This is a genomic window from Acinetobacter sp. 1130196 (assembly GCF_000588095.1).
GTDB classification, from domain to species: Bacteria; Pseudomonadota; Gammaproteobacteria; order Pseudomonadales; family Moraxellaceae; genus Acinetobacter; species Acinetobacter nosocomialis.
This window is the reverse complement of record NZ_JFWX01000028.1, coordinates 26794-53330: the sequence shown is the minus strand read 5'-3', so window position 1 is coordinate 53330 and position 26537 is coordinate 26794. Positions and strand designations below refer to the sequence as shown.

The 26537-nt window shown below is 39.5% G+C and carries 18 protein-coding genes, 2 tRNA genes, 2 rRNA genes and 3 pseudogenes; 11 read left to right on the top strand and 14 right to left on the bottom strand.

Features of this window, described 5'->3' with window-relative positions; translation table 11 throughout:
• Positions 1 to 186: 186 nt before the first annotated feature.
• The 6 genes from J671_RS17850 to J671_RS17825 form a co-directional block, all read right to left on the bottom strand.
• Positions 187 to 3077: ribosomal RNA gene (locus tag J671_RS17850) — 23S ribosomal RNA — on the bottom strand.
• Between the two features lie 340 nt (positions 3078 to 3417).
• A tRNA-Ala gene (locus tag J671_RS17845) sits at positions 3418 to 3493 on the bottom strand.
• Positions 3494 to 3548: 55 nt separating this feature from the next.
• Positions 3549 to 3625: transfer RNA gene (locus tag J671_RS17840), tRNA-Ile, on the bottom strand.
• A 59-nt stretch (positions 3626 to 3684) separates the two neighbouring features.
• Positions 3685 to 5222, bottom strand: a 16S ribosomal RNA gene (locus J671_RS17835).
• Together the 16S and 23S rRNA genes with 2 tRNA genes alongside form the textbook arrangement of a ribosomal RNA operon.
• A gap of 390 nt (positions 5223 to 5612) precedes the next feature.
• The gene (locus tag J671_RS17830; protein ID WP_004711225.1) at positions 5613 to 6170 is read right to left on the bottom strand and encodes a peptidylprolyl isomerase; all 558 of its coding nucleotides are present in this window, start codon (positions 6168 to 6170) and stop codon (positions 5613 to 5615) included.
• A 147-nt stretch (positions 6171 to 6317) separates the two neighbouring features.
• Positions 6318 to 7388 (bottom strand): alpha/beta hydrolase, encoded by a 1071-nt coding sequence (locus tag J671_RS17825; RefSeq protein WP_023188037.1) that lies wholly within the window; start codon positions 7386 to 7388, stop codon positions 6318 to 6320.
• 210 nt (positions 7389 to 7598) lie between these two features.
• Between J671_RS17825 and J671_RS17820 the strand changes: the two genes are divergently transcribed.
• On the top strand, positions 7599 to 7925 hold the full coding sequence (locus J671_RS17820; RefSeq protein ID WP_002051871.1) for a hypothetical protein: 327 nt from the start codon (positions 7599 to 7601) through the stop codon (positions 7923 to 7925).
• Between the two features lie 170 nt (positions 7926 to 8095).
• Here the strand turns inward: J671_RS17820 and J671_RS17815 are convergent, their stop codons facing one another.
• A complete protein-coding gene (locus J671_RS17815; protein ID WP_002051903.1) occupies positions 8096 to 8326 on the bottom strand; it encodes a hypothetical protein in 231 nt (76 codons plus the stop codon).
• Between the two features lie 390 nt (positions 8327 to 8716).
• The gene (locus J671_RS17810) at positions 8717 to 9583 is read right to left on the bottom strand and encodes an MBL fold metallo-hydrolase (protein WP_004711232.1); all 867 of its coding nucleotides are present in this window, start codon (positions 9581 to 9583) and stop codon (positions 8717 to 8719) included.
• A 107-nt stretch (positions 9584 to 9690) separates the two neighbouring features.
• Between J671_RS17810 and J671_RS17805 the strand changes: the two are divergent.
• The 6 genes and pseudogenes from J671_RS17805 to J671_RS17780 all read left to right on the top strand — a co-directional run bounded on the left by J671_RS17805 (position 9691) and on the right by J671_RS17780 (position 16221).
• A pseudogene (locus J671_RS17805) lies at positions 9691 to 10618 on the top strand (LysR family transcriptional regulator).
• 128 nt (positions 10619 to 10746) lie between these two features.
• On the top strand, positions 10747 to 11301 hold the full coding sequence (grpE, locus tag J671_RS17800; RefSeq protein WP_002051954.1) for a nucleotide exchange factor GrpE: 555 nt from the start codon (positions 10747 to 10749) through the stop codon (positions 11299 to 11301).
• A 152-nt stretch (positions 11302 to 11453) separates the two neighbouring features.
• Positions 11454 to 13394, top strand: coding sequence for a molecular chaperone DnaK (gene dnaK / locus J671_RS17795; RefSeq protein WP_004884231.1), 1941 nt, complete (start codon positions 11454 to 11456; stop codon positions 13392 to 13394).
• Between the two features lie 329 nt (positions 13395 to 13723).
• Positions 13724 to 14641, top strand: coding sequence for a matrixin family metalloprotease (locus J671_RS17790; protein WP_004884233.1), 918 nt, complete (start codon positions 13724 to 13726; stop codon positions 14639 to 14641).
• An 81-nt stretch (positions 14642 to 14722) separates the two neighbouring features.
• Positions 14723 to 15734, top strand: a pseudogene (locus J671_RS17785) (M57 family metalloprotease).
• Positions 15735 to 15834: 100 nt separating this feature from the next.
• The gene (locus J671_RS17780; RefSeq protein WP_006581484.1) at positions 15835 to 16221 is read left to right on the top strand and encodes a hypothetical protein; all 387 of its coding nucleotides are present in this window, start codon (positions 15835 to 15837) and stop codon (positions 16219 to 16221) included.
• Between the two features lie 48 nt (positions 16222 to 16269).
• On the opposite strand, the gene J671_RS17775 is transcribed toward J671_RS17780, so the two are convergent.
• The 4 genes from J671_RS17775 to J671_RS17760 form a co-directional block, all read right to left on the bottom strand.
• The gene (locus J671_RS17775) at positions 16270 to 17568 is read right to left on the bottom strand and encodes a lytic murein transglycosylase (protein WP_004711242.1); all 1299 of its coding nucleotides are present in this window, start codon (positions 17566 to 17568) and stop codon (positions 16270 to 16272) included.
• A gap of 650 nt (positions 17569 to 18218) precedes the next feature.
• Positions 18219 to 19340 carry a 5-(carboxyamino)imidazole ribonucleotide synthase gene (locus J671_RS17770; RefSeq protein ID WP_004884239.1) on the bottom strand — a complete coding sequence of 374 codons (1122 nt, stop codon included), beginning with the start codon at positions 19338 to 19340 and terminating at the stop codon, positions 18219 to 18221.
• Between the two features lie 9 nt (positions 19341 to 19349).
• A complete protein-coding gene (gene purE, locus J671_RS17765) occupies positions 19350 to 19862 on the bottom strand; it encodes a 5-(carboxyamino)imidazole ribonucleotide mutase (RefSeq protein WP_000994663.1) in 513 nt (170 codons plus the stop codon).
• A gap of 183 nt (positions 19863 to 20045) precedes the next feature.
• Positions 20046 to 20408, bottom strand: a complete 363-nt coding sequence (locus tag J671_RS17760) for a DMT family protein (RefSeq protein WP_004711246.1) — start codon at positions 20406 to 20408, stop codon at positions 20046 to 20048.
• Between the two features lie 241 nt (positions 20409 to 20649).
• On the opposite strand from J671_RS17760, the gene mpl reads away from it, so the two are divergent.
• Entirely contained in the window at positions 20650 to 22023 is a 1374-nt protein-coding gene (mpl, locus tag J671_RS17755; protein WP_031982986.1) for a UDP-N-acetylmuramate:L-alanyl-gamma-D-glutamyl-meso-diaminopimelate ligase, read from the top strand.
• A 69-nt stretch (positions 22024 to 22092) separates the two neighbouring features.
• On the opposite strand, the pseudogene J671_RS17750 reads toward mpl, so the two are convergent.
• A pseudogene (locus tag J671_RS17750) lies at positions 22093 to 23343 on the bottom strand (low temperature requirement protein A).
• A gap of 137 nt (positions 23344 to 23480) precedes the next feature.
• Here J671_RS17750 and J671_RS17745 point away from each other — a divergent pair.
• Positions 23481 to 24077 carry an undecaprenyl-diphosphatase gene (locus J671_RS17745; RefSeq protein ID WP_004884245.1) on the top strand — a complete coding sequence of 199 codons (597 nt, stop codon included), beginning with the start codon at positions 23481 to 23483 and terminating at the stop codon, positions 24075 to 24077.
• Between the two features lie 317 nt (positions 24078 to 24394).
• Positions 24395 to 25348 carry a TerC family protein gene (locus J671_RS17740; RefSeq protein WP_004884247.1) on the top strand — a complete coding sequence of 318 codons (954 nt, stop codon included), beginning with the start codon at positions 24395 to 24397 and terminating at the stop codon, positions 25346 to 25348.
• Positions 25349 to 25399: 51 nt separating this feature from the next.
• Here the strand turns inward: J671_RS17740 and J671_RS17735 are convergent, their stop codons facing one another.
• Positions 25400 to 26023: a nucleotidyltransferase family protein gene (locus J671_RS17735; RefSeq protein WP_004884249.1), complete on the bottom strand. Its 624-nt coding sequence runs from the start codon at positions 26021 to 26023 to the stop codon at positions 25400 to 25402.
• Between the two features lie 136 nt (positions 26024 to 26159).
• Between J671_RS17735 and J671_RS17730 the strand changes: the two genes are divergently transcribed.
• Positions 26160 to 26525, top strand: coding sequence for a hypothetical protein (locus J671_RS17730; protein ID WP_004711255.1), 366 nt, complete (start codon positions 26160 to 26162; stop codon positions 26523 to 26525).
• The last annotated feature ends 12 nt before the right edge of the window (positions 26526 to 26537 follow it).

Sequence of the window (26537 nt, the reverse complement as noted above, 5' to 3'; positions counted from 1 at the left end):
CGCCAGCACAACTGTTTATGGATACTTGCTTTGGTCTTATTGACTGCCGAAGCGTTTTCCAAATCTTTACAGATTGGGCTGATTGAATCTGATTGTGTTCATTTTATCTAGTGGAATAACTAAATCAAGTTGCTTTGTAGATTTATGAATCGATTGATGCTTTATATACAACTGCTTGGGTGTTGTATAGTCAAGCCTCACGAGCAATTAGTATTGGTCAGCTTCACATATCACTATGCTTCCACATCCAACCTATCAACGTCCTAGTCTCGAACGGCTCTTTAGAGGAATAAATTCCTAGGGAAATCTTATCTTGAGGTAGGCTTCCCGCTTAGATGCTTTCAGCGGTTATCCCTTCCGAACATAGCTACCCGGCGATGCGACTGGCGTCACAACCGGTACACCAGAGGTTCGTCCACTCTGGTCCTCTCGTACTAGGAGCAGATCCTCTCAAATTTCCAGCGCCCACGGTAGATAGGGACCGAACTGTCTCACGACGTTCTAAACCCAGCTCGCGTACCTCTTTAAATGGCGAACAGCCATACCCTTGGGACCTGCTTCAGCCCCAGGATGAGATGAGCCGACATCGAGGTGCCAAACACCGCCGTCGATATGAACTCTTGGGCGGTATCAGCCTGTTATCCCCAGAGTACCTTTTATCCGTTGAGCGATGGCCCTTCCATACAGAACCACCGGATCACTAAGACCTACTTTCGTACCTGCTCGACTTGTGGGTCTCGCAGTTAAGCGCGCTTTTGCCTTTATACTCTACGCGTGATTTCCGACCACGCTGAGCGCACCTTCGTACTCCTCCGTTACTCTTTAGGAGGAGACCGCCCCAGTCAAACTACCCACCAGACACGGTCCTCGTCCCGGATAACGGGACAGAGTTAGAACCTCAACATTACCAGGGTGGTATTTCAAGGACGGCTCCATTGGAACTAGCGTTCCAACTTCAAAGCCTCCCACCTATCCTACACAAGTAAGGTCAAAGTTCAGTGTCAAGCTGCAGTAAAGGTTCACGGGGTCTTTCCGTCTAGCCGCGGGTACACTGCATCTTCACAGCGATTTCGATTTCACTGAGCCTCTGCTGGAGACAGCGCCGCCATCATTATGCCATTCGTGCAGGTCGGAACTTACCCGACAAGGAATTTCGCTACCTTAGGACCGTTATAGTTACGGCCGCCGTTTACTGGGGCTTCGATCAAGAGCTTCGCTTACGCTAACCCCATCAATTAACCTTCCAGCACCGGGCAGGCATCACACCCTATACGTCCACTTTCGTGTTTGCAGAGTGCTATGTTTTTAATAAACAGTTGCAGCGGCCTGGTTTCTGCGGCTGTCATCAGCTCAGGAAGCAAGTTCCATCACCAACAACAGCGTACCTTCTCCCGAAGTTACGGTACCATTTTGCCTAGTTCCTTCAGCAGAGTTCTCTCAAGCGCCTTGGTCTACTCGACCTGACCACCTGTGTCGGTTTCGGGTACGATTCCTGTGTAACTGAAGCTTAGAGACTTTTCCTGGAAGCATGGTATCAGCCACTTCGCTGTACAAGTACAGCTTGCTATCGGATCTCAGTATAGAGTACCCCGGATTTGCCTAAGATACATACCTACATCCTTCCACCTGGACAACCAACGCCAGGCTGACTTAACCTTCTCCGTCCTCTCATCGCATTACACAGAAGTATTGGAATATTAACCAATTTCCCATCGACTACGCCTTTCGGCCTCGCCTTAGGGGTCGACTCACCCAGCCCCGATTAACGTTGGACTGGAACCCTTGGTCTTTCGGCGAACGGGTTTTTCACCCGTTTTGTCGTTACTCACGTCAGCATTCGCACTTCTGATACCTCCAGCATACTTCTCAATACACCTTCATCGGCTTACAGAACGCTCCCCTACCACTTGACTAATGTCAAATCCGCAGCTTCGGCACATAGTTTTAGCCCCGTTACATCTTCCGCGCAGGCCGACTCGACTAGTGAGCTATTACGCTTTCTTTAAAGGGTGGCTGCTTCTAAGCCAACCTCCTAGCTGTCTATGCCTTCCCACATCGTTTCCCACTTAACTATGATTTTGGGGCCTTAGCTGGCGGTCTGGATTGTTTTCCTCTTGACTACGGACGTTAGCACCCGCAGTCTGTCTCCCGGATAGTACTCATAGGTATTCGGAGTTTGCATCGGTTTGGTAAGTCGGGATGACCCCCTAGCCGAAACAGTGCTCTACCCCCTATGGTATTCGTCCGAGGCGCTACCTAAATAGCTTTCGGGGAGAACCAGCTATCACCAGGCTTGATTAGCCTTTCACCCCTATCCACAAGTCATCCCCTGGCTTTTCAACGACAGTGGGTTCGGTCCTCCAGTTAGTGTTACCCAACCTTCAACCTGCTCATGGATAGATCGCCTGGTTTCGGGTCTATACCCAGCAACTAAACGCCCTATTAAGACTCGATTTCTCTACGGCTCCCCTATACGGTTAACCTCGCTACTGAATATAAGTCGCTGACCCATTATACAAAAGGTACGCAGTCACACCACGAAGGTGCTCCCACTGCTTGTATGCATGCGGTTTCAGGATCTATTTCACTCCCCTCACAGGGGTTCTTTTCGCCTTTCCCTCACGGTACTGGTTCACTATCGGTCAGTCAGGAGTATTTAGCCTTGGAGGATGGTCCCCCCATATTCAGACAAGGTTTCACGTGCCTCGCCCTACTCGTCATCATTATGTGTGCCCTTTCGTGTACGGGAATATCACCCTCTACGTTCGCACTTCCCAGAGCGTTCCACTAAAACACACATAACTTAATGGGCTGATCCCCGTTCGCTCGCCGCTACTGAGGGAATCTCAATTGATTTCTTTTCCTAAGGGTACTGAGATGTTTCACTTCCCCTCGTTCGCCTTGCAACACTATGTATTCATGTTGCAATACCTACCTTAAAGTAGGTGGGTTTCCCCATTCAGACATCTCCGGATCAAAGGATATTTGCCGCCTCCCCGGAGCTTTTCGCAGGCTATCACGTCTTTCATCGCCTCTGACTGCCAAGGCATCCACCACATGCACTTAATTACTTGACTATACAACCCCAAACAGTCGACGTTACCTACAAGTTAGTAACTTCAACATTTTAGTTTAGAGCACTGTGTATTTAAACACTGTACAGCTTCAATCTAAATTCATATACCAAAACGCTTGATTCAGTTAATTTGCTAGTTCTCAATTCATTCAGATTAATTGCTTAATCTAAACTCTTGAGTGAACAATTTATTTCAGACTCAATTTTGCCAATCTGTTAATGAATAAACATGCCTTCGTCAGGTCATGCTTAATACCGTGATACTTAAATCACAGAAGTTAATAAACCAAGATCGAAATCTCTATTTACTAATTTCTGTAATCCGAACTTATCTTAAGTTCTGGTGGAGACTAGGAGAGTCGAACTCCTGACCTCCTGCGTGCAAAGCAGGCGCTCTACCAACTAAGCTAAGTCCCCAGCTTACATCATCAGTCATGTATCTTTTATCTATAACTTTAACCAGTCAAAGTCATGGTGGGTCTGACAAGACTTGAACTTGTGACCCCACGCTTATCAAGCGTGTGCTCTAACCAACTGAGCTACAGACCCTCAGATACATCTATGAAGAACAACTTGTTGTGGATTCTTACCAATCGTCAATCTTTCGTTAAGGAGGTGATCCAGCCGCAGGTTCCCCTACGGCTACCTTGTTACGACTTCACCCCAGTCATCGGCCACACCGTGGTAACCGCCCTCTTTGCAGTTAGGCTAGCTACTTCTGGTGCAACAAACTCCCATGGTGTGACGGGCGGTGTGTACAAGGCCCGGGAACGTATTCACCGCGGCATTCTGATCCGCGATTACTAGCGATTCCGACTTCATGGAGTCGAGTTGCAGACTCCAATCCGGACTACGATCGGCTTTTTGAGATTAGCATCACATCGCTGTGTAGCAACCCTTTGTACCGACCATTGTAGCACGTGTGTAGCCCTGGCCGTAAGGGCCATGATGACTTGACGTCGTCCCCGCCTTCCTCCAGTTTGTCACTGGCAGTATCCTTAAAGTTCCCGACATTACTCGCTGGCAAATAAGGAAAAGGGTTGCGCTCGTTGCGGGACTTAACCCAACATCTCACGACACGAGCTGACGACAGCCATGCAGCACCTGTATGTAAGTTCCCGAAGGCACCAATCCATCTCTGGAAAGTTCTTACTATGTCAAGGCCAGGTAAGGTTCTTCGCGTTGCATCGAATTAAACCACATGCTCCACCGCTTGTGCGGGCCCCCGTCAATTCATTTGAGTTTTAGTCTTGCGACCGTACTCCCCAGGCGGTCTACTTATCGCGTTAGCTGCGCCACTAAAGCCTCAAAGGCCCCAACGGCTAGTAGACATCGTTTACGGCATGGACTACCAGGGTATCTAATCCTGTTTGCTCCCCATGCTTTCGCACCTCAGCGTCAGTGTTAGGCCAGATGGCTGCCTTCGCCATCGGTATTCCTCCAGATCTCTACGCATTTCACCGCTACACCTGGAATTCTACCATCCTCTCCCACACTCTAGCTAACCAGTATCGAATGCAATTCCCAAGTTAAGCTCGGGGATTTCACATTTGACTTAATTAGCCGCCTACGCGCGCTTTACGCCCAGTAAATCCGATTAACGCTTGCACCCTCTGTATTACCGCGGCTGCTGGCACAGAGTTAGCCGGTGCTTATTCTGCGAGTAACGTCCACTATCTCTAGGTATTATCTAAAGTAGCCTCCTCCTCGCTTAAAGTGCTTTACAACCATAAGGCCTTCTTCACACACGCGGCATGGCTGGATCAGGCTTGCGCCCATTGTCCAATATTCCCCACTGCTGCCTCCCGTAGGAGTCTGGGCCGTGTCTCAGTCCCAGTGTGGCGGATCATCCTCTCAGACCCGCTACAGATCGTCGCCTTGGTAGGCCTTTACCCCACCAACTAGCTAATCCGACTTAGGCTCATCTATTAGCGCAAGGTCCGAAGATCCCCTGCTTTCTCCCGTAGGACGTATGCGGTATTAGCATCCCTTTCGAGATGTTGTCCCCCACTAATAGGCAGATTCCTAAGCATTACTCACCCGTCCGCCGCTAGGTCCGGTAGCAAGCTACCTTCCCCCGCTCGACTTGCATGTGTTAAGCCTGCCGCCAGCGTTCAATCTGAGCCATGATCAAACTCTTCAGTTAAAATCATTTTGCACCTTATTTATAGACAAGGTGCCAATTCTGGCTCATCAATTACTGACTTAAATTTCGCTCAAATAAACTTCGAGTAATTTAAACCAATCAATCAATGAAAATTATTTCGATTAATCAATCAGTAAAAATCCACACAAGTTGTTCTTCAATTCTCTTAATGATTTTTCTGCTCCTCGTCAGAGACAGATCCAACACAATACTAAGCTTTTATCTTAACCCTGTAAGCTAAGATATTCTTGTGTATCGCGTCGGGATGAGTGCATTATAGGGAAAAAAAACCGGTACGCAAGCACTTTTATAAATATCCATGCTCGACCGGTTCTTTTTCAGTCAAATAAATTTAAAAAATAATTTAAGTTATTGATTCATATATTTAATTTATTTTCCCATTGTTTTGATCTTTATATCTACAATCTTTATAGGCTGTTTTGGTACGTTTTGATGCATGCCATAGTTTGATGTAGGAACCTGAACAATACGGTCTACTACATCCATTCCTTTTACAACTTTACCAAAAACGGCATATCCCGGATTTCCCGGTGAACGGTTAAGAAATTTATTATCTGCGACATTTATAAAAAATTGGCTAGTAGCTGAATCTGGATCTGATGTACGAGCCATCGCTAAAGTACCACGTGTATTTGCAATACCATTTCCTGCTTCGTTCTTAATAGGTGCTCGTGTTGTCTTTTCCTGCATATTTGCAGTCATGCCACCCCCTTGTGCCATGAAACCAGGAATCACACGATGAAAAATTGTTTCTTTATAAAAACCAGACTTTATATAGCTTTTAAAGTTATTCACACTAATCGGTGCTTTATCGTCATACAACTCTATTTCGATGTTGCCTAAATTTGTTTGCATCTCAACTAAGCTATTAGCCCATACTGAGTGACTACTTAGACCTAGACAAAACAACATCAATAACTTTTTCATATTTTCCTACAATAAGTTTTATAAAAAGATAATTATTAAATTTAATCATCTACAGCGAAGAATTCTAGTGACTATTTATTAAGAATTTTTAAGTCTATTTGTTTATTTAATCCATGTTCCACGTGAAACATGGATTATTGAATTTACTTAACTATTTTTATCCCAAAATTTTCTGAAGTTTTTACTAATTTCGATAGTATGACGTTTGGCTTTTCTAGAAATTGGAGTCAGGTTAATAAAACCATGAGTCTGTTCCGGAAACTCTTCGTAATACATTTTTACGCCATTTTGTCTTAATTTATGACTATATATTTTCGCTTCATCATGTAGGACATCATGTCCAGCTGTAATCACAAAAGCTGGTGGATTTTTCTTTAGGTTGCCATAGGTGGGTGAAATAATTGGATCATCAAGTTCTACATTATGCTGAGTTGCATAATATTGTGTGACGTAATCAATATCGGTATTTGTTAAAACCAATCCTTCGTTATAGGCATAAAAAGAAGGATGTCTGCTTTTAAAATCTACTGTTGGATAGATAAGTAATTGTGCTTGTGGTGCATAAGCTTTATTTACTGATCTTTGCGCTACAACAGTACTAATATTTCCTCCTGCACTGTCCCCTGCAACCGCAATTCTATTTTTTAATATTTTTAATTGTCTGCGATTTTGATAAACCCATGCTAATGCATCTTCACATGACTGAATTAAATGTTGTGGTGAAACTTCCGGAGCAAGAGGATAGTCGATACTGAGGACCTGTACTTTTGCATATTTTGCTAATAAACGACAAACTTCATCATGAGTATCTAAACCACCTACAACAAAACCACCCCCGTGATAAAACACGATTAATGGCAGTTTCTTATTAGGAGTCGGATGATAATGTCTGGCAAAGATTGTGCCGCTTTGTAGTGGAAGACGAATATCTTCTACTGATTCAATATAAGTTGGTTTTTGACGTATGGCCTGCATTTGTGCATCAAACATTCTTCTTGATTGAATCGGATCAGAGCCAATGAAACCCACTCTCCCCTGTTTGATTTGCACAGCCATCATGCATTTCGTAAATGAATCGAGATCTGGGTATTGATAAGAATATCCTAAAATTTTAGCGAGAGACTCTTGGGCTAGTCGGGGTAACCTATCAAGTGCTCGAGCAGCAGGGCCTTGTCCCTTATCTAGCAATGTTTGAATTTTTTGATTAAATGCTGTCATGCCTGTCTCCTTGAATCCCTCTTATCCTTCATATTTTCTACAGAATTCTTTGTTGTTTGACTATATTCGCATACAACTCATGCAATCAAGATACAAAGGTAAAAACCAATCTACGCTAATCTGATTTATAGCAAATGTCATTAACAAATCTGTCGATTAAAACAGGACTTTTTTGCCAATTATTGTTAACAGACAAAAAGAGGGACTGCTATGTCAGCAAAACTAGTTGTTACTATGTTAGCAACCAGTCTTTTAACTGTAGGCTGTGTTGCTTATCCAGATGATCCTTATTATCGTGGTGGCGGATATGGTTACCATGATCATGATCGTCGCTATGATCGTGATGATCAACGTCGATATAATGATTGGGAACGAAAACGTTGGGAAGAGCGTCAACGAGTATATGAACAACAACGTAAAGACATTCGTGAACAAGAAAAAAATCGTCGTGAATGGGAAAAAAGGCACCGTGATTGGGATAAAAAACGGGTAGAAAATCGAGATCATGATCGTCGAGATTATCGTCACGATGATTAAACTCACTAAGATATAAAAAGCCCCAAAGAGATAAGTCTTCTGGGGCTTTTTTGAGGAATATAAATTCTCTCTAATTTATAGAAAAATGAGTAGCAGCTCATTTCATATATGTATCGGCATCATGAATATATATGTTCTATAAACTCATATCTCTTATTTTTAGCAGTGTATTACTGAGCAGTTGCAGAACCTGAAACTGAACCAGAAGCACCAGCGTCTACTTGACCAGGTTGTGCTTGACCAGAAACACCTGCATCGATACCAGCACCAGCATGTACGCCAGATGGGCTAGCACTTGTTTGAGCAGAACCAGAAGCGTTTAAACCAGCTTCTGATGCACAACCAACAGCTGTAAGAGCAACACCAGCAAGTACTACAGAGATAAGACCTAATTTTTTCATGATTGCTTTCCTTTCATTACGACAAACGTTTAAATGCAAAGTTCATCTTCGCGCTGCCTATAATTCACAATTTTTTTTTCTGACGTGCGTATCATTGGTTGTCTTTTGTAGTAATAGAAGTACAAATTCTGCAATTTTTTATTAAATTCATTTTTTTAATATGACCAACCTAATTTATAAATTAAACCATAGATAAACGATTGTTTAATTTTATCAATTTTTTCTTTTCATTCTGCTTGGCCGTTATATTTAAAATTTTTCCATTTATAGAAACGCTATATAAGGTACATAGACTGTTACAGAGCTTTTTGGCCCTTAAAAGTGGTTTTTCATAAAAAAGCCGCGAATGATCACGGCTCTTTTAAAAGTGAATACGGCTTAAATGTTAAATTATGGCCACTGCATTTCACCTTTTACGACCTTAGCCCCTAACTCTAAGCTATCCACGCTTTGAAGTGTTGGATATTGCTTTTGCATGAGTTTGCTCAACTCAGTAGCATTTTTAGTTGCTTTAGCTGCTTTTTCATAGCTATTTAAATAATTAATTGAAAAGTTAACAGCATCTAGGCCTTGTGGTGCGCCTTCTACCATATGAGCAGGTACGACAATTTTAGGTTGAAGGGCTTTAATGCTTTCTAAAGATTGAATGACTTCCACACGATCTTTGGTTTTAGGGGTATCGGCCATCCATAAATGAATGCCTGAAGATACCGGAATACCACCCACAACTGCTTTTGCAGAAGGAACCCATAAATAAGTAAGCTCTTTTTTACCTTTAATCTCGATTGATTCATTCTCAAGTTTTAAAGTTTTAGCAGTGTAAGCTTGAGGCACAATAATTTGGCTAGGTGCATTTGCACCCATTTGTGGCCCCCAATATTTAACTTTAAGCGCTTGAGTATCCTGAATATGCTTTACTGTTTCCGGCGTAGCAATGATCTGTACATTCGGGAAATACTGTTTAAATACGTCTAAGCCGAAATAATAGTCCGGGTCACCATAGCTTACAAAAATAGTTTTTAATGTTTTACCGCTATCAAGAATATTTGCAGCAATACGTAAAGCTTCAGATTTTGAAAATTGTGCATTAACCAATAAAACTTCCTTATCCCCTTCTATTAAGGTTGAAGTCACACCGAAGTGTTCTGGTTTAGCAAGAAAACTCTGAATTTTCAATTCTTGAGCAAAAGCTGACTGAGCCATGGTTAATGCTGTAGCAGTAGCCAGTGCGGAAGCGGTTAATTTAAATAATTTCATTAGGTATTCTCCTGTTTCATGAAGAACACTTTAAATTGCAATTTATGTAAGATAAACGCACTAATTTAAGATAAACTGTTGCATATATTGTAATAATAGCTAGACATATGGATACTTTAAAAGCGATTCAGGTCTTTGTTTCTATTGCACAACATGGCAATTTGACCAAAGCAGCCGAGCATCTTAATTATTCTCGTGCCATGGTTTCGCGTTATCTTGAACACCTTGAGCATACGTTCTCAACTCGACTTTTCCAAAGAAATACCCGAAAAATATCTCTTACTCCAGCAGGTGAGAAAGCTCTACTCTACTGTGAAAATATTTTACAACAGCAGTTACTCTTACAAGAACTCGCTGCACCTGAGCAGCATAATGGAACAATTCGTTTTACGTGCGGTTTATTTTTGTTTGAACTGGGGGTAGCAGAATGTATTCGACAGTTTAAACGTCAACATCCACATATTGATTTTGATGTTTACTTAACTGAAAACACCATGGATCTTATCGATGCACAAGTAGACTTGGCGTTACGTATCACTCAAAAGGTGGCCGATGGTTTAATTGCACGACCCGTTTGTCAAATCGAGTCTGTGTTCTGTGCTCATCCTGATTATTTGAAACAGCACAGTCCCCTGCTCCATCCTCGTCAACTTATTCAACATGAATGTATTGCTCATCACAGCCAACATCAATACTGGACACTTTTTGATAATGAACAACAGCCTCAGAACTATCCTTTAAATGTCACTTTTAAAAGTAATGATGTGAATGCGCTTTACGATATGTGCTTACACGCACAGGGAGTCGCAATGTTACCTACTTTATTAGTGGAGAAGGATTTAAAAGAAAAACGTCTAACTCCTTTATTTAAAAACTTTACGGCCCCTGAGTTAAGTTTGTCGGTCGTGTATGCTTCTAGACAGCATTTACCTCGAATTACTCAAGAATTTATAGCTTTTATGATTGAAAAGCTGGATTTTTACTTAAAACCGCAAAATTAAAGCTTTAAATTGCCGTGTACGCTTGAATTTTTAGGCAATGCCCATACTTCATCCCTATTAATGAATTACAGCATATGCATGGCAGTTCAGGTTTTACGCAGTAAATACTGATGCCAAAAAGGACTGTACATGTTTAAAAACCCATTTAAACGGAGATCATCAATGGCTAATGAGCAAAATGAGCAAGCTCAAGACATTCAAAATGAGCAAGCTGAGCAATCTAACGAGCAAACTCAGGCTGAAAGTGTAGAGCAAGCAAACGACGTTACCGTTGAATCTTTACAAGCGCAAATCACCAAACTAGAAGAAAATCTTAAGCTTGAAAAAGCTCGTACTGCTAATGCAGTTTACGAAGCACAAAAAAGCGTAGAGCGTATTCAACGTGAGTCTGAGAAACATAAAGAGACTGTACTTGAAAAATTTGCCAAAGAATTGTTGGACTCTGTCGACAATTTAGAACGTGCAATTCAGGCAGCTGGTGGTGAAGAAACACCTGTACTTGAAGGTGTTAAGTTAACCTTAAAGTCACTGTTAACGACTCTTGAGAAATTTGGTGTTGTAGAAGCTGATACTCAAAATGGTTTCAATGCAGATTTACACCAAGCTGTTGGCATTGACCCAAATGCCAAAGCCAATGAAATCGGCACCGTTTTACAAAAAGGCTATACCTTAAATGGTCGCTTGTTGCGCCCTGCTATGGTTATGGTTGGTCAATAAAATGAGCAAAAGCGAAGCATCGCTTCGCTAAAAGCACAAAATTTGAGAGTTTTTTGATTTTTTTTCATAAAAATGCTTGAAAAAAACCGATTGACTCTCATATCGAATAACAAGCAAAAACATTGCAACAGAATTTTAGAGGAACACACCAAATGGCGAAAATTATTGGTATTGACTTAGGTACTACCAACTCATGTGTTGCTGTACTTGAAGGCGATAAAGTAAAAGTAATCGAAAACGCTGAAGGCGCACGTACAACTCCATCGATCATTGCTTATAAAGATGGCGAGATCTTAGTTGGCCAAAGTGCTAAGCGTCAGGCAGTAACAAACCCTAAAAATACATTATTCGCGATCAAGCGTTTAATTGGTCGTCGTTATGAAGATCAAGCAGTACAAAAAGACATCGGTCTTGTACCATATAAAATCATTAAAGCAGATAATGGTGATGCTTGGGTTGAAGTAAACGATAAAAAATTAGCACCTCAACAAATCTCTGCAGAAATCTTGAAAAAGATGAAGAAAACAGCAGAAGATTACTTAGGTGAAACAGTAACTGAAGCGGTAATTACCGTTCCTGCTTACTTTAACGATGCTCAACGTCAAGCAACTAAAGATGCGGGTAAAATCGCTGGTTTAGATGTTAAACGTATCATTAACGAACCAACTGCTGCTGCACTTGCGTTCGGTATGGATAAAAAAGAAGGCGACCGTAAAGTTGCAGTTTACGACTTAGGTGGTGGTACATTCGACGTATCTATCATTGAAATCGCGGATCTTGATGGCGACCAACAAATTGAAGTGTTATCAACTAATGGTGATACTTTCCTTGGTGGTGAAGACTTTGATAACGCATTAATTGAATACTTGGTTGAAGAATTCAAGAAAGAACAAAGTGTGAACTTGAAAAATGATCCACTTGCGTTACAACGTTTGAAAGAAGCTGCTGAAAAAGCAAAAATCGAGCTTTCTTCATCAAATGCAACTGAAATCAACCTTCCATACATCACTGCTGATGCTTCTGGTCCTAAACACTTAGTGATCAACGTAACACGTGCAAAACTTGAAGGTTTAGTTGCTGATTTAGTTGCTCGTACGATTGAACCTTGTAAGATTGCACTTAAAGATGCTGGTCTTTCGACTTCTGACATCTCTGACGTAATCTTGGTTGGTGGTCAGTCTCGTATGCCGCTTGTACAACAAAAAGTACAAGAATTCTTCGGTAAAGAGCCACGTAAAGACGTGAACCCTGACGAAGCAGTTGCTATCGGTGCTGCAATTCAAGGTGCTGTATTATCTGGTGACAAGAATGACGTATTACTTCTTGACGTAACACCATTAACTTTAGGTATTGAAACAATGGGCGGTGTATTAACACCAATCATTGAGAAAAACACTACGATTCCTGCGAAGAAATCACAAGTGTTCTCTACTGCTGCTGATAACCAACCAGCTGTAGATATTTCAGTTTACCAAGGTGAACGTAAGATGGCTCAACAAAACAAATTGTTGGGTAACTTCCAATTAGGCGATATCCCACCTGCTCCACGTGGTGTGCCGCAAATTGAAGTATCGTTTGACATCAACGCTGACGGTATCTTGAAAGTATCTGCGAAAGATAAGAGCACTGGTAAAGAGCAATCGATTCAGATTAAAGCAAACTCAGGTTTGTCTGATGCTGAAATCGAAGCAATGATTAAAGATGCTGAAGCGAATGCTGAAGAAGACCGTAAGTTTGAAGAACTTGCAAAAGCTCGTAACGAAGCTGATGCATTAATTTCAAGCTCGAACAAAGCTGTTAAAGATCTTGGTGACAAAGTGACTGAAGATGAAAAAACAGCGGTAAGCACAGCAGTTTCTGAACTTGAAGCAGCAACTAAAGAAAATGACGTTGACGCAATTAAAGCGAAAACTGAAGCTTTACAAAACATTTTGATGCCGATCACTCAACGTGCTTATGAACAAGCACAACAAGCTGGTGGTGCTGAAGGTTTTGATCCTAATGCATTCCAAGGCGGTGATGCTGGTCAACAAAAAGCTGATGATGGCGTTGTAGATGCTGAATTTACAGAAGTAAAAGATGACAAAAAATAATTTGTCTCTTTAAAAAGACCGCGCGAAAGCGCGGTTTTTTATGAGTTACAAAAAGAAACAATTATTGTTTTTATATCAATTTGGTTATTTTGCAGTCAAAATAGTCAATTATTAAAATTAACTTTTTATTATTTATAATTATTTTAAAAAATTAAAATCACTGTTATTAAATCCATTAAATTTTCCATTAGTGCCAAATAAATAGATTTATCCCTTCCCTTTCTTTAGCAAGATCACAAAATGATCGCCTCCTTTGGTCTCCTTTATCACTTTGACGGATCCGAATTACTTACTAACAATAAGAATTTATTTGTATTTTTATTTTTGCCATGAAAAAATTTCTATGGTGGGGAATGAGCTTTTACTTAAGTATGAGCTTACACACAGTTGCTTTAGCTCAAAGCCATTTATCAACTATTTCTTTTAATCAACCTCTAAAATACAAGATTGATTATATAGATCCACGCTTTCATATTACCAAGGAACAATTTGTTCAAATTGGCAAAGAAGCTGCTGAAATTTGGCAGAAAGAAACTGGAAAAACTTATTTTATTTATGACTCACAAGCAGAGCTTACAATTAATTTAGTATTTGATGATTATCAAACTGCTCAAAATGAAAGAAAAATTAATATAAATAAGTTATTACAGCAGCAGGAAGAATGGCGGGAGAAAAATAAAGCTGTTCTTTTATCTAAACAACAAATAGAGGAGGAAACTACTCTTTTGAATGAAGCCAAAGTCCAGCTTAATAATAGATTTGAACAATATCAAAAGGATGTAACTATCTTTAACCAAGGAAATGTTGGGAAATTTAATCAAGCTGATTTAATTAAACGTCAAGCTGAGCTAACCAGATTATCATTAGATTTAAAAACAAAATTTTCTCATCATAGTAATAAAATAGAAACTCTTAATGCGCAAATTAAGCAAATAAATCAACAACAAAACATGCTTAATCAAGCTATCAAGGAATTTAATTTAAGCACAACTGATCGTCCTGAGACTTTTCATAAAGGCTTATTTAGTCAAAATCAAATTCAGATTTATGGCTTTAATTCATTTGATGATTTGCGTTTAACACTTGCCCATGAATTTGGACATGCATTGGGACTAAAACACACTACTGACCCTAAATCTTTGATGTACCCTCGTTTAAAGGAACAAGATATTCATAACTTCAAATTAACACATTCAGATTTAGATTTACTGAGTTCAACTTATAGTTCAAATGACAAAAATCATTAAAACTAACTGATTAAATAAACTAAATAAAATAAAAACTGTTCAAATTTTACTAACAAATAATTTGGCAAATGGTAAAAAATAATGAGACCAAAGTCTCATTTATTTATCGAAATTGTATATTTTTTGATTGATTTTTCATTTTATCTTCTTATAATACGTTTTTTTTAAAATCTCCCCCCTGACGACTCTGCGCTTAACATCTTTGTTATTAGGCTTGGCTTTTGCTTTTTCTAATTTTCAGGCCAATGCTCATCTTGCAACTCCTGTAAACACTCAAGTTCAGCAAAAAAATGCTCAACATTTAACATATAGAATTGCTGAAGTTGATCCTCGTTTTGGTTTAAGTCAAGATCAATTGATTCAGATTACTCAGCAAGCTGCTGATATCTGGAAAGAAGGTACAGGTAAAAATTACTTTACTTATGACCCAAATGCAAAGTTAGAAATTCGTCTTGTATACGATGATAGCCAAAATCGTTCAGCAGAGCGTCAAAAAATTTCTGCTCAGTTTAAGCAAGATCAACAACGTGTAATTGATGAACAGCAGCAAATTAAGCAGTTGAAGCAAAATTTTAGTCAAACTCAATCTGATCTTGAAAACAAAAAACAGATCTTAAATGAGAAGTTGAAAAATTTTGATCAACAAATGATGCAGTTTAACGAAGGTAAATTAGCACCTGAATACACAGCAAAATCTCTTGCGAAGACTCAGAAAGATTTACAGAAGCAAACTGTTTCTTTGAAGAAAGATATTGCCGCTTATAATCAGCAAGCTGCAGATTTAAACAAAAAGGTTAATCACTTTAATCAGATTAACGATCAGTTCAATCAATCTTTAAATCAGTTTAAGCAAAATGCCCAAGCTGATGTATTTAAGAAAGGGATTTATAACGGTAAACAAATCACAATTTATGAGTATAGCTCAATTGATGATTTACGTTTAACGATTGCTCATGAATTAGGCCATGCACTAGGCTTAAAACATAGCGATCAACCGGGTGCCCTAATGTACTCAGTTCGCAAAGACAGCGATAAAAAAAGTAATGTTTTAACTGATGCTGATCGTGATCTATTAAACGCTTTACCTCAATAATTAGTTATGAGACATAACGATGTATCTATTTTATAAATAGATACATCGAAATTCATGTCAAAGTCATGTTATTGTGGTTGTAAGAGCCGTCTAAAATAGAATGGAGATCAAGATGAGTTATTATCATATCCTGATTGAAGTAAATGACCACATTAGTACGATTGAACAAACTCGAGATATCGAACTATTTGATATTATTGAACTTAAACCGTACCTTCATTCTATTTTGTTGCCTTACTTTAACGAGCAAGAAATTGAGCTTGAAGATGAAAATATTGAATATAAAGATATTTTACATCTTGAAGTTAAACAGACTTTACTGCCTATCGAACATTTAATTGAAGAAGAACAGAAGCAATTACCAAGTGACACTGATGTCACTATTACTGCTTATGAAATCTTTAATGATCGCGACCTAAGCCAAGATGTCACTTCAGTTATTTTTGATATTTTAGAAGCAGTAAAGCTAGATCAATCCATAATTTAGTTATTCAATAAAAAAGGTCTGCATATGCAGACCTTTTTATTTAATGCCTTATTGCATCATTTTTCGTGCTTGTTCCTGACGGAATGCACGTAAAATTTGTTGCCCTGCCCGTCCTGTTGGATTTAAACCTAAACGGGTTTGCTCCTGACGTATAGCAACACGGGTTTTATCTCCAATCAGTCCATCAACAGCACCAATATCATAACCACGATTAATCAAAAATTGCTGAATCTCACGACGCTCTGCGCGAGAAGTACCAGGGTCATCTGTTGGCCAAGAAGCAACGAATGGTTTCCCACCTTTTAAACGATCAGATAAATGTGCAATTGCAAGTCCATAACTTTCTGCTGCGTTATAGCTATAAATAGCATCAAAATTTTTAAATACTAAAAAGATTGGACCACTTGCTCCTGCAGGCGCCATTAACCCAGCTGGTGTGCTACCAGATAATGCACCTTGAATTAATGGTGTACCATCAATTCGGGTTACCCCACGTGAACTCCAGCTACTCAATGGCTTTTTAGAGCGACGCCCTTCTCCATCAATTGACATACCTGATGGAATTTTGACTTCAAAGCCCCAAGGCATACCAGTTTGCCATCCAGCTTTATTCAAGAAATTAGCCGTAGATGCCAATGCATCTGCTGTGCTAGATACTAAATCACGACGACCATCACCATCAAAATCAACAGCTAAGCGTTCATAAGTTGATGGCATAAACTGTGTATGTCCAAAAGCGCCAGCCCATGAACCTTTAAGTTGATCTTCGGTTAAATCACCGCGTTGCAAAATACGCATAGTGGCAAAAAATTCTGTCCGGAAATAACTTTGCCGGCGCCCTTCACAACTTAATGTTCCAAGTGCCTGCAATAAAGGATATTTTCCAGAAATATCGCCAAAATTACTTTCAACGCCCCACACTGCCACAATTGTTTCAGGCGGTACGCCATAAACTTGAGAGGCACGATTTAAAACATCACGATATTGCGCTAATTTTTGTTTCCCAAGCTCAACACGTTCTTCATCTACAAGACCAGATAAATAGTCCCAAATTGGTGTCGAAAACTCTGGCTGATAATTTAACTTATCAATTACTGAGTAGTCCGGCGTTAAATTTTGTGTATAACGGTCATACGTGCTACCCGAAACACCCGCAGCAATCGCTTGCGAACGTAAATTTGCCAAACAACTCTGAAAATTATTATTAGGCGTGTAAGTATTGCTATTCGTTACAGGAACTGTTGCATTACTAGATATTGTAGAAGTAGAACCATTAATTATCAGCTCTGCTTGAGCCTGAGTCATTGTCAAAAATATAGACCCAACAATACAAGAAAAACGTCGCATATTATCCTAGTTCAATTTTTAAATTTAAATTTGTCTTTACCATACCATTATGGACTCAAAATTTTCAGAGAGAAATCGTAAATTTGAATTCATAATTCCTTCTTTAAATTCATTTCCGGAGTTTTAAATTCAAATTTTGCATCCAGTTTTAAATTTAAAACTTCCAACATCAGATTAATTATTTTTAAATTCAAAAATCGCGTCCATACTTTAAATTCAAAACATCAGTTTAAATTTAAATATTCAAACCATAAACCAACTGTGGATAACTTATAAAACCACACACTAAAACTGCCGAAATCCCTATATTCTCTGTATCTTTCATCATCTTTATACGCTACAAGCCCCTCACCACTCATGGATACATGTTTTAAATTTAAAAGTTAGATATAGTTTTGAATTCAAAATACCACTCAGATAACATGCATCTTTTTAAATTCAAAACGCACATAAGCTAGAGACCCGATTTAAATTCAAACTTTAGGTATTGGGGATAACTTATTTTAAATTCAAAATCAGGACCTTCATTTAAATTTAAAAGCTCAACAAAAGTTATCCACAGTGAGCAAATAACAGGTTTTTAATATTTTTTAAATTTAAAAGACAAAAAAAGCGATCCGAAGATCGCTTTTTTGCAAATTTTAACTGAATTAAATGGTCATATCAGCTGTTAATGCGAGTGGTTCTGGCAAAATTTTCGCTAATTGACGGCATAAATTCGTCAATTCATTACTATCCACAGGCATTAACGTAATGTGGCCTAACTTACGGCCAGCACGTTCTGATTTGTTATAAAGGTGCAGATGAGCGCCATTTAGTGCTAAAACATCTTCAGTTTTAGGATGCTGACCAATAATATTGATCATGACCGTTGGTCGAACAACGTCTGTTGAACCTAATGGTAACCCTGCAACAGCTCGAACATGGTTTTCAAACTGCGAACATACAGCGCCTTCAATTGACCAGTGACCTGAGTTATGCACACGTGGTGCCATCTCATTTGCACATAGGCCTTGTTCTGTCACAAATAGCTCGAGAGTTAACACGCCAACGTAGTTGAGATGATTCAACAAACGCGTAATGTAGTCTTGAGCAACTGGTTGTAGAGCTTCACTGTTCGGTGCAGGCACGATTGAGTGCGACAAAATACCGTTGTGATGGTGGTTTTCAGCTAATGGCCAAGTCTTCACTTCACCATTTTGACCACGTACTGCAATAATCGAAACTTCGCGAGAAAACTTCACAAAGCTTTCAGCAACTAAGCTTTTTGCAGGACCAAGCTCTGCCCAAGCTGTATCAATTTGGTCTTCTGAACGAAGTACAAACTGACCTTTGCCGTCATATCCACCAGTTGCTGTCTTGAGCACAATTGGTAAACCAAGCTCAGCAACAGCTTTTTTTAAGCTTTCTAGGCTGTCTACAGCACGATACGGCGCAACAGGAATCGCAAGTTCATCAAATAATGCTTTTTCTGACAAACGATTTTGTGCAGTTGCTAAAGCAATACGGGGAGGGTGCAATGTTTTGGTTTGTGTTAAAACATCTACGTCCGCAACCGGCGTATTTTCAAACTCAAGACTGAAAACATCAGCACTTTCAATAAACTGCTTTAAACCTTGTTCATCTTGGCTAGAAAAAACTTGGCCTAAAACACCTGCTGGACAATCTGTATTTGCTTCAAAAAAAGTACATTGAATATTTAATGGTAAAGCTGCTTGCGCCATCATACGGCCCAATTGCCCACCACCAAAAATACCGATAGTTTTATCCATTTCAGCCTCTTAAACCTGTCCCGGAATATTGTTGCTTGCAACTTTATCAGTTTGCGCAGCACGGAAATCTGCAACATTTTTTGCAATTTCAGGACGAGTTAAACCTAAGATTTGAGCAGCCATAATCGCAGCATTAGTCGCACCAGCTGGGCCAATTGCCAAAGTACCGACTGCAATACCTGCTGGCATTTGTACGATTGAAAGTAATGAATCTACACCATTTAAAATTGATGATTTAACTGGTACACCCAACACAGGTAAGTCAGTTTTTGCCGCACACATACCCGGTAAATGCGCAGCGCCACCAGCGCCTGCAATAATCACTTGAATACCGCGATCACGCGCAGTTTCTGCGTATTCAAATAAACGGTCTGGCGTACGGTGAGCAGATACCACTTCCGCTTCAAATGGGACACCAAGCTGTTTAAGCATATTGGCAGTATGTTCAAGCGTTGCCCAATCGGACTGGGAACCCATGATAATTCCGACTAAAGGTTGGGTATCTGTTGCGACCGCGTTCATTGGCATTTCCAAAGCGTAAAAATGGTAAAAACTCGACTTGTACCAAGCCAAGCATGAGAGAAAAAGATGAGGCCAATATTATAGCTGTTTTTTCACTCACCCCAAAGCCCAAGTTTATGAGGAAAAAGCGTGAATCCGATGGATTTAACAACGATCTGTCTGAAAACCCAATTTCAAATAATTTTACTGGCTTCTAAATACAAAATAGACACAACCAAACAAGCATAACATGGCCCAAACATAGTCTAATTTAAACGGCTGCTTAAACAGCAACACCATAAATGGTACAAATACAATGAGGGTAACCACTTCTTGGGTAATTTTCATTTCACCCAAAGTCCAGTTTTGATCACTCAAGATTCGAGTTGCTGGAATCATAAAACTATATTCCAGTAGGGCAATAATCCAACCGAATAAAATCGCTTGCCAGAATGGAGCATGGTGCAAAAACTTAAGATGCCCATACCATGCAAGTGTCATAAAACAGTTCGAAATAATTAATAGCACAAAAGCTAAAACCGTTGGGCTCAAAGGCACATCCTTCATCGTCACGATGATTTAAGTATTAATATGGATCAAAAACATTATAAAAGATAAAACTATAATTCAGCTTAAATCTAAAAAATAAAGCTGTACTTTTATGAGTGCCTCAAACACATAGAACAACAACGAATTTTGACTATCTTTTCCAGTTGAGCCTTGCTATCGTTGCTGGCAAATTTATCAATAATGAAAACACAGTAATTCACATTAATACTGTGTACAAAAGCAGTGGAGAAGGCGAGCAATGCATCTGCATATCTTGGGTATTTGTGGCACTTTTATGGGCTCTTTAGCACTTTTAGCTCGTGATTTAGGACATAAGGTAACAGGTTCCGATTCAAATGTTTCCCCGCCAATGTCTACCCAGTTAGAAAATGCAGGTATTGAACTCATGCAAGGCTATGACCGTAGTCATTTACAGCCTCATCCAGATTTGGTCATTGTCGGCAACGCTATGAAACGTGGTATTGATGCCGTCGAATACATGCTCAATGAAGGCCTGCCATATATTTCTGGTCCACAGTTCCTTGCTGACCACGTTTTACAAGGCAAACATGTCCTTGGGGTGGCGGGTACTCATGGAAAAACAACCACAACAACCATGTTGGCTTGGGTACTTGATCAGGCTGGTTTAAACCCAGGCTTTTTAATTGGTGGTGTGCCACTTGGTTTTAGTGAAAGTGCTCGTTTAGGCGGTGGCAAATACTTCTGCGTTGAAGCCGACGAATATGACTCAGCTTTCTTCGATAAACGTTCTAAGTTTGTTCATTATCACCCAAAAACGGCGATTTTAAATAACCTTGAATTTGACCATGCCGATATTTTTGATGACCTAGCAGCAATTCAAAAACAGTTCCATCATCTGGTTCGTACTATTCCAAGTGAAGGCCGTATTATTGCTCCAATTACCGAAACTCATATTGATGAAGTACTTGAAATGGGCTGCTGGACACCAGTGATTCGTACAAGTTTAGAAGCAAATGAAAAAGCTGCTTTATCTGCCGAATTAATTTCAATTGATGGCAGCCATTTTAAAGTCCTCGAAAATGGTCATGTTGTTGGTGAAGTGAAATGGAACATGACAGGGCAACACAGCGTAGCAAATGCTTTGGCAACCATTGCAGCCGCTCAACATGTGGGTGTTTCGCTTGAAAAGGCTTGTGACGCTTTATCTAACTTTGGCGGTGTAAAACGCCGTATGGAGTTACTCGGTACAGTGAATGGTATTGAGGTTTATGATGACTTCGCTCACCATCCAACAGCAATTGACACGACTTTGGATGGCGCACGTAAACGTTTAGGCGAACGTCGTTTATGGGCCATTATTGAACCGCGTTCAAATACCATGCGCATGGGTAGCCATAAAGATGGCTTGGCACATTCAGCACGCTTAGCAGATGACGTTATCTGGTACCAGCCAGAAGGTTTAGACTGGGATTTACAACCTGTAATTGAAGCTGCTTCAAACCGTGCTCAAGTCAGCCGTTCACTTGATGAAATTATTGACCGTATTGTCAATGAAGCAGGTGAGGGCGATGCTGTGGTGATTATGTCTAATGGCGGCTTTGGTGGGTTACATCAAAAACTTATAAGCGCATTAAAAGCAAAAGCTGCTTAACTTTCGCTCTAGATGATTCAATAAAAAACGGGTTTCAAATTGAAACCCGTTTTTTTAGTTTAATGGTTTTTAAACCTGCTTTGGCTCTATATCTTCTATAAATTTATTCGAGATGAATAAACGTAAGGTATAGACGATACCCATTGCAAACACGCTATATCCCACGTTATTACAAATGAATGGAATACATAAAATAATAAGCGCGGTAATAGGATAAAACCATTTAGAAATTCCAGCTAAACACTCAAACTCGTATAACATCCAGATACAGGTGGTATAAAGCACCACACTCACAGCAACAATCACACCCATATATAAATCAGAGATATGTGCATGATGGGTCGTGACATCCACGGCGGCGGCAAGCGCAGCACCCACCGCAGCAATACTTACAAAAACAAAATAATGGCCATAACCCCATACAAATGGGCGTACACCTTTAAAATGATGATGCTGTTCACTACGATCAAAGTAAGCCCACCACATTGCGAACATGAGCATCAATCCACCAATCATTAAGAAAACGGCTGGAATATTGATAGATTGAGCCGCAAGCGCATCACGTATGGCATTAAAACTACCTACGATTGATTCGCCCAAAACAATAATAGTGAGGAGAGCATAGCGCTCTACAATATGATGAGGATGCCACGGCGTAGGCGAATGTTTTTCTGCATAGATGGGAACAAATAACTCGAACACAACTAGACATAAAAATAGAGGTATAGAAAGGACATGAGCAAAGTTAGCTACAAGCCAGCCAATTTGTACTAAGACTATACCTATCGCATAGCGGTAAGCCGTAACTCGCCGTTCAGGATCATGTTTTGCTGCTCGGAGCCACTGGGTGACTAAAGCCAAGCGCATAATCACATAGCCCACAATAATGATGTCAAAGTCCTGACTACGAAACACATCAGGTATACCTGCGGCCATCACCAATGAACCTACAATCTGTACAAAAGTAAGGCACCGATACAATGCATCATCATTATCGTAAGCTGAAGCGAACCATGAAAAATTCATCCATGCCCACCACAGCGCAAAAAATACCATCAGGTAGCTTGGCAGAGCATGCCATAGATGATTTTCAATAATCGCATGATGTAACTGCTGACCCGCTGTGGCAATCGCAACCACAAAAATTAAATCGAACAATAATTAAAGGGAGTCGCTGCTCTATGCGGCTGTTTTGGATCTCTTGGAGATAAAGGCCTCAAACTTAATTTTTTCTGTTTTTCTTGAGTAGTCATAAAATTAACGTTCTCGAATAAAGTGCCAACACGTTAACACTTTAATATTAACGTCCAGATCACGCATTAAAAATTATTCAGGTCTGATGATTAATCTTTACTCATCAATAAACTATATTTCATTTTTGTGACAATTCTTTATCAAGACAATAGGCTTAATTCTTTATCATAGCCCACGTTTTATTGTTCTCGTTTGGAATATGAATGTCTTTAGAACCACTCAACCTTAGCTTATTCCATGTCATCAATGGTGCTCAGGATGCGAGTCAATTTATCATTCGTCTTGCTATCTTTTTTGCTAATGATCTCCTGTATATTCTTTTATTCATACTTACATTTTTATGGTTTTATGGCGATCAAGATTTAAAAAATAGGGTCATTAAATCTGTCTTTTTAACCTGCATATCACTTTTGGTGGGTTATATTATTTCTCTGTTTTATCACCATCCAAGACCGTTTGTGATGGGTGTGGGCACCACGTTTATTGAACATGCACCAACAGCGTCTTTTCCAAGTAATCATATGCTAATTTTTAGCACCATCTCGCTATCTTATTTGTTTGCTCAGCGCAAAATAATTGGAATGATTCTTTTATTTTTGTCATTTGTGGTGGCGTGGTCACGTATTTATTTAGGTGTGCATTTCCCTTTAGATATGTTGGGTGCTTTTATTGTCGCGCTATTGGTCAATACAGCAGGTTATTACTTTTGGAATGCTTACGGTACAAGTTTGACCGCATTCTTTATTCACCTTTACCAGATTATATGTAAACCACTTTTAGATCGTGGTTTGATTAAATAATCCATAGAACTTTTGGTATTCACGCTACGACATTAAGTTCAGTTGCGTAATACAAAAAAATCTGCCATTCTATGTGAAATTGGATAGGTTTTATCCAATACAGAATTTAGTTTGACAAGGGGAGTAGCCTCCTCCAAACATAACAGCAATGTTATGTGTCAGATATCGTCAATACACTTTTATTAAAAAGTCGGTATCTGAGCATCGTGAAATTCATGATGTAGGCAAGACCTTGATCATGTTGATACAGATGTTTAATTCATCTGGCAACTGGTCGAGGTTTTTTTATGCCCAATTGCCGGATGTAGGGAGGATTTATGGAAACAATCGGCAATTTATGGCTGTACGTAGCATTCTTTGGCATAGTCATTGTCATGCTCCTAATTGATTTCTTGGGCTTTAAACAAAAGCAGGGCCAGGATGTCTCAATTAAGCAAGCTGCCTACTGGAGTGTGGCGTGGGTAAGCGTCGCGGTCTTATTTGGTGGCGGTTTATGGCTTTATCTTCAACAAACGGTTGGGGTGATCTTAGCAAACCAAAAAACCATGGAATACTTTGCAGGTTACTTACTTGAAAAGTCCCTCGCGATTGACAACGTTTTCGTCTGGTTAATGATTTTTGCGGCATTTGCTATTCCAGCGGCACTACAACGTAAAATTTTGCTCTACGGCGTATTAGGCGCAATCGTACTGCGTACTCTCTTTATTTTCATTGGTGCATGGTTCGTTCAAGAGTTCTCTTGGGTGCTTTATATTTTCGGTGCGTTCTTGGTATATACAGGCTTCAAGTTCTTAAAAGGCCAAGAAGAAGAAACCAATATCGAAGATATCAAAGTTTTAAAGTGGCTACGTAAGCACATGCGTATTACGCCGCAGCTTGAAGGTGACAAATTCTTTGTACGTCAAAATGGTTTATTGTGGGCAACGCCGTTATTTCTAGTTTTAATTTTAGTTGAAGCTTCAGACGTAATTTTCGCGGTAGACTCTATTCCTGCTATTTTCGCGGTAACGAGTGATCCATTTATTGTTTTAACGGCAAACTTAATGGCAATTTTAGGTTTACGCGCAATGTTCTTCTTACTTGCTGGCGCTGCTTCTAAACTGCATTATTTACCGTATGGCTTAGGCATTATCTTATTGTTCATTGGTGCAAAAATGTTGTTGCTTGATGTATTCCATATGCCAATCTGGATCTCGTTAAGCTTTATTGTCATAGTATTAGCAATCACTGCTTACCTCTCTTTACGACACAATAAGCGACACATCTCATAGAATCTTTACTTACATAATATTAAAGGGCTTTCATAGAAAGCCCTTTTTAAATTAGGAATTGACTATTTTTAATTTTGGCCATTGTTGTAACCAATTTTTGCTTTCTACACGATTTTTGAAAGTCTGATAACTAACTAGAGCTGAATTCCAACGTAAATTCAATTCAAATAAATCTGATAAGCCAAAAGGTGCAATTATTTCTAAATTACCGAATGTGTCGAAACGTATTGCTATAGCTGTTGCTGTTTCTGACCATAATGATAATGCTTCCTCAATCGAAGTTAATGGTTGAATTTTTTCACCATTATCTTTACGGTACCATGTATGTACCAAAGCCTGATTAACAACATCCCAATCTTGATTTGGAAATTTGCTTTTTAAATCACTTTGCAACTTTTTTTGATAACTATCATCATATTCATTAGCATTATAATAAATCACATCCATATCACTTGTATTTAAATCATAAGTTTTGCCATGTAAATATGACCAAACAGTGTTTCTCACCGCACCAGCACTTAAATAAACTTTTGGATGCAATTGAGAAATGATAGCTAATATCTTTAATAAACAAGGAGATTTCATCACCAAATCAATAAAATCTTGTTGATAATTATTATATATATTTGTCATATTTTGAAAAATGCTAAAGACATCCACCATGTAATAGTACATAGAAGCTCTGTACTTTAAAAGCGCTGATCAATATCATATGCCAACTAAAAATTTATCTTTCCTAATCAGAAACATAATAGATAACAGCAATTCGGTATTTCATGCCGAACATATTTATTAAAATGTGTGGAGTCTCATGCGTTCTAAAAAAATTAATCTTGTCGTGGTCCCTTTATTACTCACGGCATGTAGCCATAAAGATGGTCCTTTAGTACAAGATGTATATAACAACCAATATGACTGTGCTCGCGACTGGAATAACGAAACATGTAAACAAGAAAATAGCTCAAGTGGACATGGTTCTAGCTATGTTGGTAGCCGCTATTTAGGTCCCGCGTATTATCGAAACAATCGGGAAGTTTCTTATCACGGCAATACCTTACATCCTTACAGCAATTTGAGTGTAGGTCACCCCATTATTTCAAGTACGGCGAAAAGCGCATCTTCTTCATCCCCAATTCGTGGTGGTTTTGGTCGTAGCGGCTTCTCTTTCGGCGGCTAACTCCTCAGGCAT